Origin of the sequence: Marimonas lutisalis (assembly GCF_005434965.1) — a bacterium.
GTDB classification, from domain to species: Bacteria; Pseudomonadota; Alphaproteobacteria; order Rhodobacterales; family Rhodobacteraceae; genus Marimonas_A; species Marimonas_A lutisalis.
The window spans coordinates 61,570-76,727 of sequence record NZ_SKCI01000003.1 but is presented as its reverse complement, the minus strand read 5'-3'; the positions used below and the strand labels follow the sequence as shown (position 1 = coordinate 76,727).

At 64.8% G+C, this 15,158-nt stretch carries 15 protein-coding genes; 11 read left to right on the top strand and 4 right to left on the bottom strand.

Translation table 11 applies throughout. From position 1 onward, the window contains the following. Nucleotides 1-168 precede the first annotated feature (168 nt). Nucleotides 169-615 (top strand): DsrE family protein, encoded by a 447-nt coding sequence (locus E0501_RS13515; RefSeq protein ID WP_137701922.1) that lies wholly within the window; start codon nucleotides 169-171, stop codon nucleotides 613-615. Between the two features lie 73 nt (nucleotides 616-688). On the opposite strand, the gene E0501_RS13510 is transcribed toward E0501_RS13515, so the two are convergent. Continuing rightward, on the bottom strand, nucleotides 689-2,188 hold the full coding sequence (locus tag E0501_RS13510) for a CoA-acylating methylmalonate-semialdehyde dehydrogenase (protein ID WP_137701921.1): 1,500 nt from the start codon (nucleotides 2,186-2,188) through the stop codon (nucleotides 689-691). A gap of 111 nt (nucleotides 2,189-2,299) precedes the next feature. On the opposite strand from E0501_RS13510, the gene E0501_RS13505 reads away from it, so the two are divergent. The 3 genes from E0501_RS13505 (at nucleotide 2,300) to coaD (ending at nucleotide 4,277) form a co-directional block, all read left to right on the top strand. Then, entirely contained in the window at nucleotides 2,300-3,196 is an 897-nt protein-coding gene (locus tag E0501_RS13505; RefSeq protein ID WP_137701920.1) for a LysR family transcriptional regulator, read from the top strand. 59 nt (nucleotides 3,197-3,255) lie between these two features. Then, nucleotides 3,256-3,690: a CBS domain-containing protein gene (locus E0501_RS13500; protein WP_137701919.1), complete on the top strand. Its 435-nt coding sequence runs from the start codon at nucleotides 3,256-3,258 to the stop codon at nucleotides 3,688-3,690. Between the two features lie 92 nt (nucleotides 3,691-3,782). Beyond that, nucleotides 3,783-4,277 carry a pantetheine-phosphate adenylyltransferase gene (gene coaD, locus E0501_RS13495; RefSeq protein WP_137701918.1) on the top strand — a complete coding sequence of 165 codons (495 nt, stop codon included), beginning with the start codon at nucleotides 3,783-3,785 and terminating at the stop codon, nucleotides 4,275-4,277. 18 nt (nucleotides 4,278-4,295) lie between these two features. Here the strand turns inward: coaD and E0501_RS21285 are convergent, their stop codons facing one another. Then, a complete protein-coding gene (locus E0501_RS21285) occupies nucleotides 4,296-4,439 on the bottom strand; it encodes a hypothetical protein (protein ID WP_170222782.1) in 144 nt (47 codons plus the stop codon). 76 nt (nucleotides 4,440-4,515) lie between these two features. Further along, nucleotides 4,516-5,514, bottom strand: a complete 999-nt coding sequence (gap, locus tag E0501_RS13490; RefSeq protein WP_137701917.1) for a type I glyceraldehyde-3-phosphate dehydrogenase — start codon at nucleotides 5,512-5,514, stop codon at nucleotides 4,516-4,518. A gap of 413 nt (nucleotides 5,515-5,927) precedes the next feature. Here gap and E0501_RS13485 point away from each other — a divergent pair, with 413 nt between their 5' ends. Continuing rightward, the gene (locus E0501_RS13485; RefSeq protein ID WP_161594619.1) at nucleotides 5,928-7,484 is read left to right on the top strand and encodes a trimethylamine methyltransferase family protein; all 1,557 of its coding nucleotides are present in this window, start codon (nucleotides 5,928-5,930) and stop codon (nucleotides 7,482-7,484) included. Between the two features lie 85 nt (nucleotides 7,485-7,569). Continuing rightward, nucleotides 7,570-8,535: a DUF808 domain-containing protein gene (locus E0501_RS13480; protein ID WP_137701915.1), complete on the top strand. Its 966-nt coding sequence runs from the start codon at nucleotides 7,570-7,572 to the stop codon at nucleotides 8,533-8,535. Between the two features lie 169 nt (nucleotides 8,536-8,704). On the opposite strand, the gene E0501_RS13475 is transcribed toward E0501_RS13480, so the two are convergent. Further along, the gene (locus E0501_RS13475) at nucleotides 8,705-9,511 is read right to left on the bottom strand and encodes a hypothetical protein (protein ID WP_137701914.1); all 807 of its coding nucleotides are present in this window, start codon (nucleotides 9,509-9,511) and stop codon (nucleotides 8,705-8,707) included. 98 nt (nucleotides 9,512-9,609) lie between these two features. On the opposite strand from E0501_RS13475, the gene E0501_RS13470 reads away from it, so the two are divergent. Genes E0501_RS13470 through E0501_RS13450 form a run of 5 tightly spaced genes read left to right on the top strand, consistent with a single transcriptional unit; the run spans nucleotide 9,610 to nucleotide 15,154 of the window. Next, nucleotides 9,610-10,389 carry an IclR family transcriptional regulator gene (locus E0501_RS13470; protein ID WP_137701913.1) on the top strand — a complete coding sequence of 260 codons (780 nt, stop codon included), beginning with the start codon at nucleotides 9,610-9,612 and terminating at the stop codon, nucleotides 10,387-10,389. After that, complete coding sequence (locus tag E0501_RS13465) at nucleotides 10,386-11,381, top strand: thiamine pyrophosphate-dependent dehydrogenase E1 component subunit alpha (RefSeq protein ID WP_235857856.1); 996 nt, start codon at nucleotides 10,386-10,388, stop codon at nucleotides 11,379-11,381. Before E0501_RS13470 ends, E0501_RS13465 begins: the two co-directional genes overlap by 4 nt. Further along, nucleotides 11,381-12,355 carry an alpha-ketoacid dehydrogenase subunit beta gene (locus tag E0501_RS13460; RefSeq protein WP_137701912.1) on the top strand — a complete coding sequence of 325 codons (975 nt, stop codon included), beginning with the start codon at nucleotides 11,381-11,383 and terminating at the stop codon, nucleotides 12,353-12,355. Before E0501_RS13465 ends, E0501_RS13460 begins: the two co-directional genes overlap by 1 nt. Continuing rightward, complete coding sequence (locus tag E0501_RS13455) at nucleotides 12,352-14,088, top strand: thiamine pyrophosphate-binding protein (RefSeq protein WP_137701911.1); 1,737 nt, start codon at nucleotides 12,352-12,354, stop codon at nucleotides 14,086-14,088. Before E0501_RS13460 ends, E0501_RS13455 begins: the two co-directional genes overlap by 4 nt. Nucleotides 14,089-14,122: 34 nt before the next feature. Further along, the gene (locus E0501_RS13450) at nucleotides 14,123-15,154 is read left to right on the top strand and encodes a TRAP transporter substrate-binding protein (protein ID WP_235857855.1); all 1,032 of its coding nucleotides are present in this window, start codon (nucleotides 14,123-14,125) and stop codon (nucleotides 15,152-15,154) included. Nucleotides 15,155-15,158 lie beyond the last annotated feature (4 nt).

The following is a 15,158-nucleotide window of genomic DNA, read 5'->3' as shown; positions in this document are numbered from 1 at the left end:
AATTGGCAACTAAAACAACCCAAGCGGTAAAAAGCAGTGTTTCCGAGGCGGTTCAATCACGGGTGCGACATCACAACCTTCCTGCGTGGTAAGGTTTCGAGTTGTGAGGCTTGCACGACCGGGCCTAGGGTGACGGTGAAACGCGACTGCAAGGAAAGGAATCCGGAAATGAAAGCGATTGTGCAACGTGCTCTAGTGATGTTGATGCTGGTTCTCACGCCGTTGGCAGCGCAGGCCGACGACGCCAAGCGCGGCCTTTTTGTGAACCTGACGACAGATGATACCTGGGCCGCGGCCAAGGCGATCATGTTTGCGCATGAGAAATCATTGAAGAACGGCCATCCCACGGCGATCTGGATGAATGTGCGGGCGGTCTATCTGGCCGACAAGAAGCGCCCGAGCCACGTGCATGGCCTGATGAAGGAGAAAGGCGCCAGTATTCAGGACATGCTCAAGGCGTTCATGGCCGATGGTGGAATCGTCATCATGTGCCAGGCCTGTTCCGCTGCCGCCGGTCTGACCCAGGACGACTATATCGAAGGTGTTGAGATGGGGAACTGGCCGCTGGTGGAAAGCTGGCTGTTTCGGGAAGGCATGCAGACACTGTCCTGGTAGGGCGTTCACGCTCGCTTTAACTGAAAAAGCCCCGGTCGTTTGACCGGGGCTTTTTGTTTTGTTAATCCGTGGCTTAGTCCATCGGTTTGAAGTGGAACTCGCCGCCTTCCTTGAGGCCCGACGGCCAGCGCGAGGTGACCGTTTTCGTGCGCGTGTAGAACTTGAACGCGTCCGGCCCGTGCTGGTTGAGGTCGCCGAAGACCGATTTCTTCCAGCCGCCGAAGGTGTGATAGGCCAGCGGCACCGGAATCGGCACGTTGATACCGACCATGCCGATATTGATGCGGTTGGCGAAATCACGGGCGGTATCGCCATCACGGGTAAAGATCGCGGTACCGTTGCCGTATTCGTGGTCCATCGCCAGGCTGAGCGCCTCTTCGTAGCTTTGCGCGCGCACGGTCGACAGGACCGGGCCGAAGATCTCGGTCTTGTAGATGTCCATGTCCTTGGTGACGTTGTCGAAGAGGTGCGGGCCGACGAAGAAGCCGTTTTCATAGCCCTGGAGTGAGAAGCCGCGGCCATCGACCACCAGTTTGGCACCCTGATCCACGCCCGATTGCACCAGGCGTTCGATATTGGCCTTGGCGGCAGCGGTCACGACCGGGCCGTAATCGACATCGTCGCCGTCGGTGTAGGGGCCGACTTTGAGCTTTTCGATGCGGGGCACCAGTTTCTCGATCAGGCGATCGGCGGTTTCATCGCCCACCGGCACGGCGACCGAGATCGCCATGCAGCGTTCGCCGGCTGCACCATAGCCTGCACCAACGAGCGCGTCGGCGGCCTGGTCCATGTCGGCATCGGGCATGATGATCATGTGGTTCTTGGCGCCGCCGAAGCATTGCACGCGTTTGCCGTTGGCGCAGCCGGTGGCGTAGATGTATTCGGCGATGGGGGTCGAGCCGACAAAGCCGATCGACTGCACCGTCGGGTTGTGCAGAAGGGCGTCCACCGCTTCCTTGTCGCCGTTGACGACCTGAAGCAGGCCCTTGGGCAGGCCGGCCTCTTCCATCAGTTCGGCCAGCATCAGCGGCACCGAGGGGTCACGCTCGGACGGTTTCAGGATGAAGGCGTTGCCGCAGGCCAGCGCCGGGGCGAACATCCACATCGGGATCATCGCGGGGAAGTTGAAGGGCGTGATGCCGGCGGTGACGCCCAGCGGCTGGCGCATCGAGTAGATGTCGATGCCGGGGCCGGCGCCATCGGTGTATTCGCCTTTCAGCATCTGCGGCGCGCCGATGCAGTATTCGACCACTTCGAGGCCGCGGTGGATGTCGCCCTTGGCGTCGGGGACGGTCTTGCCGTGTTCGCGCGAAAGCGCTTCGGCCAGCTTATCCATGTCGCGGTTGAGCAGGTCGACGAATTTCATCAGCACGCGGGCGCGGCGCTGCGGGTTCACCGCGGCCCATGCGGGTTGCGCCTGTGCGGCGATTTCGACCGCCTTTTCGACCTCGGCGGTCGAGGCGAGCGCCACCTTGCCGATCACTTCGCCGGTGGCGGGGTTGTAGACATCGCTTTCGCGCCCCGACGTGCCGGCGACGTGTTCGCCGTTGATGTAATGGGTATGCTTTTCCATGGGGTCCTCCCTCCAAATCCGGTATCGCGCGAAATGATAGGCTTGCGAAAATGGATGGAAAAGAGGCAAGTTGACAAAGTTGATTTTGCAAAAATGCAAAAGTGGCCGGGCATGGAACCGCATTGGGATGATCTGAAATGCTTCCTGGCCGTGGCGCGGGGCGAAAGCCTGTCGCGCGCGGGGCGGGTGCTGCGGCTGGACGCGGCCACGGTGGGACGGCGGATTGGCCGGCTTGAGCGGGACATGGATGTGGTTCTGTTCACCAAGTCTCCGCAGGGCTATGCCCTGACCGGCGAAGGCCAGCGCCTGCTGGCGCATGTGTTGCGGGCCGAACAGGCCATGGCAGAGGCCGTGGACGACATGGCCGGGCAGGGCAGCGCGCTGTCGGGGCAGATCAGGCTGGGCGCGCCGGACGGGGCGGCGAATTTCCTGCTGCCGCAGGTCTGCGCCCAGATCGTCGAGGACAATCCGGACCTGGAGGTGCAGATCGTGGCGCTGCCGCGGGTGTTCAACCTGTCCAAGCGCGAGGCCGACATGGCGATCGGTGTGAGCCCGCCAAGCGCCGGGCGGCTTCTGGTGTCGAAGCTGACGGATTACCGGCTGCACCTGGCGGCATCCGACATGTATCTGCGCCGGCACGGGCCGGTGAACCGGCTGGCCGACCTGAAGGGCCATCGGATGATCGGCTATATCCCCGACATGATCTTCGACGCCGAACTGGACTACCTAGGCGAGTTGGGCATCGAGCGGGTGGCGCTGGCCAGCAACTCGGTCAGCGTTCAGTTCAACTGGATCCGGCAGGGCGGGGGTCTGGGTGTGGTGCATGATTTTGCGCTGCCCTCGGCCAGTGGAATCCGCAAGGTCTTGACCCGCGAGGTAAGCCTGACGCGCAGTTTCTACCTGATCCGGCACGAGGATGACCGGCGCGTCGAGCGGCTCAACCGCTTTGCCGCCTTGCTGAGTGAGGGGGTGCGGCGTGAAGTGGCGCGGCTGGAACGGCTGACTTGACAGAATGTCGCATCCCGGCGACGCTGTGGAAAAGCGGCGCGATAACGGAGGGATAGGCCATGCTGGTGCATCAGATCTTGAAGTCGAAGGGCGATCACGCGGTGATCACGGTGGAGCCCGGCACCTCGGTGGCCGACGCGGCGCAGATCCTGGCCGAGCGGCGGATCGGTGGTTTGATCGTGTCTAAGGACGGCAAGAAGGTCGAGGGCATCATCTCGGAGCGCGACATCGTGCGCAGCCTGGCGCTGCGCGGTGCGGTCTGCCTGAGCGAGACCGTGGACCAGATGATGACCCGCAACCCGGTGAGCTGCTCGAAATCGGAAACCGCCGACCAGGTGCTGGAGCGGATGACCAACGGACGGTTCCGCCACATGCCCGTGGTCGAGGGCGACGAGTTGGTGGGGATCGTGACCATCGGAGACGTGGTCAAGGCGCGGCTGGAAGAGCTGGCGATGGAGAAAGACGCGCTGGAAGGCATGATCATGGGGCATTGAGCCCCGCTGTCAGCCAATCTTTCTTGCATTCCGGATCATGATACTGCATTGCAGCGCAAGATTATTGCGCAACCGCAGCAGGGGAGGCTTTCATGCGCATCGGCCTTTACCCGGGCACTTTCGACCCGATCACCTATGGACACCTGGATATCATCAAGCGGGCCACGGCGCTGGTGGACAAGCTGGTGATCGGGGTGGCGATCAACCGCGACAAGGGACCGCTGTTCAGCCTTGAGGAGCGGGTCGCGATGATCGAAAACGAATGTGCCGGGCTGAGCCGCGAGACCGGGACCGAGATCGTGGCGCACCCGTTCGAAAACCTGCTGATTGATTGCGCCCATGACGTGGGCGCGCAGGTGATCGTGCGCGGCCTGCGCGCGGTGGCGGATTTCGAGTATGAATTCCAGATGGTGGGCATGAACCGGGCGCTGGATGACAGCGTGGAAACCGTGTTCCTGATGGCCGACGCGCGGCGCCAGGCGATCGCCAGCAAGCTGGTCAAGGAAATCGCCCGGCTGGGTGGAGATGTGAGCAAGTTCGTCCCGCCGGCGGTGAATGACAAGCTGTTGGCGAAGCTGGGCCGGTAGAGGCGCTGTCTGGGCGTCTCAGCGCCAGAAGGCGAGCCACTCGATCAGTTCCACCCCCTTGCGCAGCAGGAAAACCAGGCCGGACCAATCGAAGAAATACCAATCGAGGCAGAGCAGGGCGACGATGATAAGGCCGAGCCAGATGGCGATCTGATTGGTCATACTTTGCCCTGAGAAACGAAAACCGGCCCCGCGGGTATGCCCCACGCGGCCGGTTGGATCAAGCCGCGCGGTCTGATCAGAGACGGCCCATGGCGACGGCGACGTCGGCCATGCGGCAGGAAAAGCCCCATTCGTTGTCATACCAGGCCAGCACGCGCACCAGGCGCTTGCCGATCACCTTGGTCTGTGCGGGTGCGAAAATCGAGCTTTCCTCGGAATGGTTGAAATCGATCGAGACCAGCGGTTCTGGCGCGTAGCCCAGCACGCCCTTCATCGGGCCATTGGCAGCTTCTTCCATGATCGCGTTGATGTCGGCCTCGGTCACGTCCTTGTCGGCGGTGAAGGTCAGGTCGACAGCAGAGACATTCGGCGTGGGCACACGGATGGCCGAGCCGTCGAGCTTGCCGGCGAGTTCGGGCAGCACCTCGCCCAGGGCCTTGGCGGCGCCGGTCGAGGTGGGGATCATCGACATCGCCGCGGCACGGGCGCGGTAAAGATCCTTGTGCCGGCGGTCGAGCGTGGGCTGGTCGCCGGTGTAGGCGTGGATCGTAGTCATGATGCCCTGTTTGATGCCAACCGCATCGTTCAACACCTTGGCCACCGGCGCGAGGCAGTTGGTGGTGCAGGAGCCGTTCGAGATCATCTTGTCGGCCGCAGTCAGCTGATCGTCGTTGACGCCGAAGACGATGGTCTTATCGACGTTCTTGCCCGGCGCCGAGAGCAGCACCTTTTTCGCGCCGTTGCGGATATGCACGTCGGCCTTGGTGCCGTCGTTGAACTTGCCGGTGCATTCCATCACCACGTCGCAGCCGGACCAGTCGAGTTCATCCAGATCGTAGGTGGAAAACATCTGCATGTCGCCGCGACCGAGATTCATGGTGCCGTCGCCGATGGTGACCGGGCCGGGGAAGCGGCCATGCACGCTGTCATACTTGATCAGGTGCGCGGCGGTCTCGAGCGGGCCGGTGGCGTTGACCTTAATCACCTCGATGTCGTCGCGGCCGGAGGCGGCGATATGGCTGAGCGTGCACCGGCCGATGCGGCCGAACCCGTTGATCCCGACTTTGATGGTCATGGTCTTGGCTCCTTTGGACTGCGTTGGATTTGGCGTTTCCTTATGCGGGTTGGCCCCGGGCGGAAAGAGGCGAAGGCGTGGATTTTTCTTTTGTTAGCGATAACTTGTGTGAGGTTGCGCTAACATCGGCTGTTGGTGGGAGCGCTGCCCCCACACCCCCGAGGTATTTCCGGTCAGATGAAGCGGGGGATCGGGCTTGACCGGTTGCACCGGGCGGGATTAGCGTTTGCCTGCTCAAGTGGGCCCGCAGTGAGCCAAGGCGCCGTGCGCCGCCGCCAACAGGCGGCCGGACACGCCGCCGGGCAACGTTCGGACGTTGCGGGCGTTTTTCGAAAGCCCGGTGGAGTTCCGGGTTTTCGAAAATCGCTTTAAACGGTGTGTGCCATTCTCTGATTTTCGCAATGGAGGATGTCATGGACGAGCGAAAACCCAAACGACGTGGGCGCAAGGCCGAGCGGGCCGCCCCGGTAAAGGCGAACGCGTTCCGCCAGTCGGAGCATGCGGGGCGCATCGGCGCGCGTTACCTGATCGGGGGGCAGGTGTCCGATCTGCGCAACCGGGTGCTGGCATTGCTGGAAGACTATGGCGTGGTGGTGATCCACCCGCAGGCGGCCGAGGCGCTGCGCCGGGCCGGGGCCAGGCCCGGAAACGCGGCCGACCGGTTGCGCCTGCCGAAGGAGCTGGTGGAGGAGGCGCTGCGGGAAACGCCGAAGCAAGCCCGGCTTTGCGGCAAGGGGCCGGCGCGCGATATCGCGCTGCCACGCGCCGACGGCGCGTTCATCATGCGGACGGGGACGGGGGCGCATGGATATGTCGATCCGCGCGACGCGTCCTATCGCAACACCGATCTGCGGGCCGCGCGCGAGATCGCCGCGGTGGCCGAGGGCCTGGACCAGGTGGGGTTCGTGGCGCATCCGTTCGTGCACGGGGTGCCGGAGGTCTGTGCCGATATCCATTCCTTGGCCGAGATGGTTCAGCGCACGACCAAGCACAACTGGATCCAGCCCTATGGCAAGGAAAATGTCGAATACCTGATGCGGATCGCGGCGATTGCAGCGGGGGGCGAGGATGTGCTGCGCGCAAGGCCGCTGGCCAGCTGCATCACCTGTTCGTTTTCGCCGCTCGAATTCAAGTACATGGACACCGAGTGCATCATCCAGGCCGGACGGTATGGCATACCGCTGCATGCCTGTTCACTGCCCTCGGCCGGGGGGACGGCGCCGCTGACCAGTGCGGGCATGGTGCTGATGGCGGCGGCGGAGATCGTGTCGATGGTGGTGCTGGGCCATGTCCTGGCCCCGGGCACGCCGGTTATCGCGACGCCGCTGATGTTTACGCTGGACATGGCGACGGGATCGGCGCTGCAATCCTGCCCGGAAAGCGTGCAGATGGCGGGGATGGCGATCCAGCTGATGAAAGAAGGCTTTGGCCTGCTGGCGCATACTTACGGCATGGGCTCGGACACGCCGGATGCCGATCACCAGTCGATGGCCGAGCGCGCGATGCTGGGGCAGGCGGTTGCGCTGGCCGGGGCGGATATCATGGGCGGCGTCGGTCAGCTCGAGACGGCGACGGTATTTTCGCCGGTGCAGGCGGTGCTGGATGACGAATTGGGCGGGATGATCCGCAAGTCACTGGAACCGCCGGAAATTACCGAGGCCGCGATGAACTGGGACGAGGTGATGGGGATCCGCGTGGGCGGGCATTTCCTGGACAGTCGTCACACGCTGGCGCGTTGCCGCGAGCAGCACGTGCCGGGCGTCTTCCTGCGGCAGGGGCGTGACGATTACGAGGCGAGCGGCCGGCGCACGGCGTTTGAGACGGCGCGCGAGAGGGCGCTTGCGCTGATCGAGGCGGCGCCGGAAGAAGGATACCTGAGCGCGGACCAGAGCCGCGAGATCGCGGATGTGGTTCAGGCGGGCGAGCGCGCGGTGCTGGAGGCAACAAGCGGCAAGATCGACGTGATTTGAACGAAAGAGCCGGGCTGAAGCCCGGCCTACTCAAACCGGATATGCTGCGCTATGTTGCGCGAACGAAGAACAATCGGGGGCTGGTATGAGCGGTTTGTTGGCATTGCTGGATGACGTCGGTGCGATTGCCAAGGTGGCGGCGGCGTCGGTCGATGATGTGGCCGGGCAGGCGGCCAAGGCCGGGGCAAAGGCGGCGGGCGCAGTGATTGACGATGCGGCGGTGACGCCGTCCTACATGCAGGGCTTTGATGCGAGTCGCGAACTGCCGATCGTGTGGCGGATCTCGATGGGCTCGATCCGCAACAAGCTTTTGATTTTGCTGCCTTTAGGGCTGTTGCTGTCGAATTTTGCGCCGTGGCTCATCCCGCCGCTGCTGATGCTAGGGGGGGCGTATCTGTGTTTCGAAGGGGCGGAGAAGGTCTGGCACAAGCTGTTTCCGCATGAGGAGCATTGGGACGCGGCGGAGCATGACGTGGGGGATCCGGCGCATCTGGAGCAGGAGAAAGTGGCGGGGGCGATCAAGACCGATTTCATCCTGTCCGCCGAGATCATGACCATCGCGCTTTCGGCGATTCCGGAAAGCGGCTTCTGGATGGAGGCGGCGACGCTGGCGCTGGTCGCCGTGGGCATCACCGTCGCGGTTTATGGCAGCGTGGCGCTGATCGTGAAAGCCGACGACGTGGGCCTCTTCATGAGTCAGCGTGGACGGCTGGGCGTGACCCGTGCCCTGGGCGGGATGATCGTGCGGGGTATGCCGAAATTCCTCAATCTTTTGATGGTGGTAGGCACTGCTGCGATGCTGTGGGTCGGAGGCTCGATCATCCTGCATGCGCTGCATGAAATGGGCGTGCACGGGCCTTATGAGTTCGTCAAGCACACGGTCGAGGCCGTGCTGGCGGGCGTCACCGGGCCTTACCTGGGCGCGCTGAAATGGACGTTGACGGCCGTGATGGACCTCGTGATCGGGTTGGCGATCGGGGTGCTGCTGATCCCGCTGGCGACGCGGGTGATGGGGCCGGTCTGGCAGGCGGTGTTCAAGGGCAAGGCGTAAGCCGCGCGCACCGTGCGGTGGGGTTAACGCCGCTGCGACGCGGCGAAACGCGGGGGGTGATCCCCGGCTGACATCCGGCTGACATGCGTGCACCGCCGCAGCGCGGCAATTGTTAAGGGAAATTTGATGAACCCGGCGAACGGTGGCCCTTCACCGGCGAGGGCCGCCGTCATCCGCGCGTCGCGGCGATGATCGCGCGCAGCGCATCCGCGTGGGCCATGCCCACCCGCAGGCCGAGATCCCGGGCGGTCCTGTTCGCCGCCGAGACGATGCCATTGGCCAAGGCGGAGGCGGCATTGCCGATTTCGCAGCTCATGCAGTCGAGCGTCGCGGCAGCGATGCCGCGCGCGTCGAGCGCGGGCAGGCGGGTGAGGCCGATATCGTTCTTGCCGCGCCCGGCATCTGAAAAGCTGACATAGAGGGCCTGGGCCTTGCAGGCGCGCGCGGGGTTGCCGCCGATCAGCCCGCCATGCGAGCCGGTGACAATGATCCGCCCGGCATCATCCGGCGTGATCAGCGAGGCCGAGTCGACGCAGAGAACCGGCGTGCCGTCGATGTCTTCGTCCCATCGCGCCTCGGGCACTTCGGCAAGCCTGTCGCGCGGGGTAGGGGCATGTGCCAGCAGGTCCAGCGCGGCGCGGGCCGTTTGCCCGGGCGTGATCCCGAGATCGGCGGCGACGGGATTGGCATAGGAGATGATGCCATGGGCGGCAGCATCGCTGGCCGATCCGATTTCGGCGCTCATGCAATCGACCGCGCAGGCGGCCATGCCGACATCGGCCAGCGCCCGGACCCCGGCGATGCCGGCATCGTTCAGACCGCGGCCGGCATCGTTGAGGATGACGGCCCGCAGCCCCGCGCGCGAGGCCACCGCCGCCGCGTAGAGGCCGCCATGCGATCCGGAAACCGCGATGCAGCCGGCCGCATCCGGTTTCGCATCGGTGATCGAGTCGAAAAGGCGAACATCATCCTGCATGGCTCAAGCGATAATTCGTTTGACTCTGCACCGCAATTGATTCCAACAATCAAAACAATTGTTCCGATAAATGGAACTGCCTGGGGAGGAGACGGGACGTGAACGCGGAAACGCCAGTCGGATCGATTGCGCGCGCGCAAAGCGTTCTGGCCGCTCTGGCACGGATGCCGCTGGGCGCGAGTTTCACCGAGATTATGGCCCGCACGGAGTTCACCAAGACGACAACGCATCGCGTGCTGAGCTCGCTGATGGACGTGAACTATGTCTACCAGGACCCCGATAGCCGCAAATATCACCTGGGCCACGCGCTGGCCGCGCTGGCGCGGGTCGCCAACCGCTCGGACCTGGCGGCGCTGGCGCGGCGCAGCATGCGGCGGCTGGCCGAGGCGTCGGAAGACACGATCTTTCTGTCGGCGCCCGAGGGCGCGGTTTCGATCTGCGTCTGCCGCGAACTGGGCGCGTTTCCGATCCGGACGCTGACGCTGGATGCGGGCGACCGGGTGCCGCTGGGCGTCGGGGCGACGGGACAGGCGCTTTATGCGGCGACACCAAAGCGCAAGCGGATGGCGGCGGCGCGCGCCAACGTGGCCTGGATGGCCGAGTACAACTACACCCCGGAGACGGCCGAGGAACTGGCCGGGGATTTCGACCGGCTCGGCTATGCGCTCAACCCGTCGATCGTGGTGCCGGGGATGAGCGCGATGGCGCTGCCGATCCTGACCGCGTCAGGCCGGCTGGTGGCGGCGATCGGGATCGGGGCGATCAATGACCGGATGAGCCCGGAGCGGATCGAGGGCGAATTGCTGCCGCTCCTGCAGAGCGAGGTGGCGATTTTGTCGGACAAATTCAGCGAACTTGAGCAGGAGAATCTGCTGTGACCCTGTCGAATTTCGACCAAGAAAAGGGCCTGGCCCGGCTGCACCTGATGGAGCGTATCCGGGCCTTTGAGGAGGCCGCACGGCGCGCGGCGGTGGACGAGGGGCTGGTGCTGGGCGCCATTCACCTGTCGATCGGGCAGGAGGCGGTGGCGGCGGCGGTGATCGAGCCGCTGCGGCGCGACGACTACATTCTGTCGACCCATCGCGGCCATGGTCACACGCTGGCCAAGGGCGCCGACGCGACGGCGATGATGAAAGAGCTGCTGGGGCGCGAGGGCGGCTGTTGTGGCGGCAAGGGCGGATCGATGCATATCGCCGATTTCGGGGTGCGGATGCTGGGCGCCAATGGCGTGGTGGGGGCCAATATCACCATCGCGGCGGGCGCGGCGCATGGCATCAAGCTGTTGGGGGGCGACCAGATCGTCGTGTGTTTCTTTGGCGATGGCGCAGCCAATCGCGGGCCGTTCCTGGAGGGCGTGAACTGGGCCGGTGTGTTTGACCTGCCAATCCTGTTCGTCTGCGAAGACAACCAGTATTCGGCCTCGACGCTGACATCCGACATGACTTCGGGTGATGTGGCCGAGCGCGCCCGGGCGCTGGGCCTGCGCACGACGCAGGCCGACGGCAATGACGTGACCGGGCTGGCGGCGACGGCGGCCGAGATCACCGCACGCATCCGCGAGACCGGCAAGCCCGAGTTCCTGCATGCCAAGACCTATCGCTTGTCGGGACACACCTATTTCGATCCGGCCACCTATCGCCCGGAGGGCGAGGCCGACCACATGCGCGAGACGGCCTGCCCGATCATGCGGCTGCGCACCGATCTGACACGCGCGGGCGTGACCGAAGGCGAGATGGATGCGCTGCGCCAGGCGGCCGCCGAGGAGATGGCGGCGGCGCTGGATGCGGCGCGGGCCGCGCCCTGGCCCGCGGATGACAGCGTGTTTGCCGATGTGCAGGATATCGGCTCGCCCGTCGAGGAGGCGTTCTGATGGCCGTGATGAGCTATGCCGATGCCGCGAAACTGGCCATTGCCGAGGCGATGCGCGCGGATCCGACCGTGTGGTGCGTGGGCGAAGACCTGGGCCGGGGCGGGGTGTTCAAGCAATATACCGGGCTGGTCGAGGAGTTCGGCCCCGACCGGATTTCGGACGCGCCGATTTCCGAGGCCGCGATCATGGGCGCGGCCTTTGGCGCGGCGATGGCGGGGACCCGGCCGATCGTCGAGATGCGGTTCGCCGATTTCGCGCTGTGCGCCACCGATGAGCTGGTGAACCAGATCGCCAAGGCGCGGTTCATGTTCGGCGGGCAGAGCCGCGCGCCGATGGTGATCCGCAAGCCGATGGGCATGTGGCGGTCTTCGGCGGCGCAGCACTCGCAATCGCTTGAATCGTGGTATGTGCATATCCCGGGGCTGGTCGTCTGCTGCCCGGCCACGCCGCAGGACAATTACACGATGATGAAAGCGGCCATCGCCTGCGACGATCCGGTGGTTTACCTGGAGCACAAGGATATCTGGCTGACGGAGGGCGAGGTGGATACCGCCCGCACCGGCGCGTTCGGCAAGGCCAATATCCGGCGGGAGGGTGAGGATGTGACGCTGGTGTCGTGGTCGAACACGGCGAACCTGTGCGTCGCGGCGGCCGAGGCGCTGGCGCAGGAGGGGATCGGGGCGGAGGTGATCGACCTGGTGAGTCTGTGGCCCTGGGACAAGGCGGCGGTGCTAGAGAGCGTGCGCAGGACCGGGCGGCTTGTCGTGGCGCATGAATCGGTGGCGGTGGCGGGATTCGGTGCCGAGGTGGTGGCCACGGTGGCGCAGAACGTGATGCTGAAGGCGCCGCCCGTGCGGCTGGGCAGCCCGCGCGGACTGATCGCGTATGCGCCCAATCTTGAAGACCAGATGCGGGTGACGGCGGAGATGATCGCCGCCGCCGCGAAAAAGACAATGGAGACCGAACCGGCATGACCCAATCCAACGAAATGACAGGTGGCGAGGCGCTGGTGCGGATGCTGCTGGCCCATGGCGCCGGGCCGATGTTCGGCATGGGGGGCTTTCAGCTTTTGCCGTTCTACGATGCGGCAAGGCGGTTGGGCCTGCGGCACAATCTGATCAACGATGAGCGCTGCGCGGTGTTCGCGGCGGATGCCTATGCCAAGGTGTCGGGCCGGGTTGGCCTGGTCGATGCGACGCTGGGGCCGGGGGCGACGAACCTGGTGACCGGCCTGGTCGAGGCGCTGAACGCGGGCAGCCCCATTGTGGCGATCGTCGGCGATGCGCAGCGCGACCATGCCGGCAAGAACATGACCCAGGAGACCGACCAGGTCTCGATCCTGCGGCCGGCCTGCAAGGAGCTTCTGAGGGTCGAGGCGATCCACCGCATCCCCGAGATCATGCGCCGCGCCTTTGCCGTGGCCACAAGCGGCCGGCCCGGCCCGGTGATCGTCGATGTGCCCGAGGACATCGCGCACGGGCTGTGGGGGTTCGAGGAGGGCGATTTCGACGTCGATCCGGCGCATGAGGCGGCGCCGGCGCTGCGCTGCCGGCCCGACGCGGCATCGCTGGCCCGCGCCGCCGACATGATCGCGGCGGCGGACCGCCCGATCCTGCTGTGTGGCGGCGGCATCCATATCAGCCAGGCCACCGAGGCCGTGACCCGCTTTGCCGAGGAAAACGGCATTCCCGTCGCCCACACAATGAGCGGCAAGGGCGCGATTGCCTGCACCTCGCCGCTGTCGGCGGGGCTGTTCGGGCGCTATGACCGGATCGCCAACGACCTGATCGCGGCCAGCGACTGCATCATCGTGGCGGGTTGCAAGCTGGGCGAGATCGCGACCAAGCGGTTCACCATTCCGCAGAAAGGCCAGACCGTTATCCACCTGGACAGCGTGGCCGAGGAAATGGGCCGGACCTATGAACCCACCGTGAAACTGTGGGGCGATGCGCGCGAGGGGCTGAACGATCTGACCGCGACGCTGGCCGACAGGGCAGGGGCGCAGCGCGCGCGCCGGGCCGATTACCTGGCCGAGATCCCGGTGAAGATGCAGACATGGCACGACGAGGTCGCCGCCGAGCGGCTGTATTCAGACGAAACCCCGGTCAACATGGCGCGGCTGATTACCGAGCTGAACAACCACCTGCCCGAGGACGGACACCTGATCGCCGATGGCGGGTTCGCCGCGCATTGGGGCGGTTTGCTGTTCAATTCCAAAAGGGCGCGGCGGACCTTCGTGCCGGATCGCGGTTTTGCCTCGATCGGCTATGGCCTGCCGGGCGCGATGGGGGCGCAATTGGCCAACCCCGACGCAGTTGTCGTGGGGCTGACCGGCGATGGCGGTTTCAATATGGTGCTGGGCGAGCTGGAAACCGCGCGGCGGATGAAGCTGGGCCTGACGGTGATCGTGGTGAACAATGCCGCGAGCGGATACGTCAAGGCGCTGCAGCACCTGATGTATGGCGAAGGCAATTACCAGAGTTCCGACCTGGCCGACACGAATTATGCCAAACTGGCGGAGGCGATGGGCTGTCACGGCATCCGGGTGGAGGAGCCCGGCGACCTGGCGGCGGCCCTGAAGGCGGCCTTTGCCGAGAAAGACCGGCCAAGCGTCATCGACGTGATGGTCACACGCGACCCGGCGAAAATGCTGCCGGCTGTCGATAACAGGACCGTTCAGGTCAAGAAAGGCGACCGCGTGGCCTGATACGCGCGGGCAAACCATTGGGAGGAGTTACCAGATGAAGACCAAATTCGTACTTACCGCCTGCGCCGCGGCGCTGATGGCCAGCACGGCCAGCGCCAAGGATATCGAGATGCAGGCGATTTTCCCGCAAACCCTGCCGCTGCTGGGCAAGCCCGCGTGGGATATCTCGGCCAAGGTCGAACAACTGACCGCGGGGGGCGTGAAACTGGACGTCAAGAACCCCGGCGAGATCGTCGCCACCGGCGAGGTCTGGGATGCGGTTTCGACCGGCGCGGTCGAAAGCTCGTGGTACTCCATCGGCTTTGCCGAAGGGGTGATCCCCTCGGCGCCGCTGTTCACCACCTTTCCCTTTGGCCCGGACGTGAAGGAATATGCCGCCTGGTGGTATTATGGCGGCGGTCACGAGCTGTGGTCGGAGATCACCGAGGAAAAATACAACATCAAGACCATCCATTGCGGCACACTGGTGCCCGAGGCCTCGGGCTGGTTCCGCGAGGAGATCAAATCGCCCGAGGACCTGAAGGGCAAGAAGATGCGTTTCTTTGGCCTCGGGGCGAGCGTGATGGGCAAGCTGGGTGTGGAAGCGCAGTCGATGGGGCTGGCCGATACGATGTCGGCGCTCAATACCGGGGCGATCGACAGTGCCGAGCTGGGCTTTCCCTTCCTCGACAACATGGTGGGCATGTATGAGCACGCCGATCACTATTACCTGCCGGGCTGGCACCAGCAGACCAGCTTCCTGAGCGTGATCTTCAACCTGGATACCTGGAACGACCTGAGCGACCAGGAACGCGCGATCATCGAGACCGCCTGTGAGGCGCAGGTGCTACGCACCATGGCCGAGGGCGAGGCGGTGCAGCTGGAAGCGCTGCGCGAGCTGCAGGAAGAGCATGGCGTGAACGTGCACCAGTGGTCGGACGAAATGCTGGGTGCCTTTGAAAGCGCCTGGACCGAGGTGGTGGCCGAAAAGGCGGCCGCGGACGCCGATTTCAAACGCGCCTGGGACAGCATCACCGCGTTCCGCGACAGCTATGCCCAGTGGAAGGAAATCGGCTATCTGAAGTGAGCCG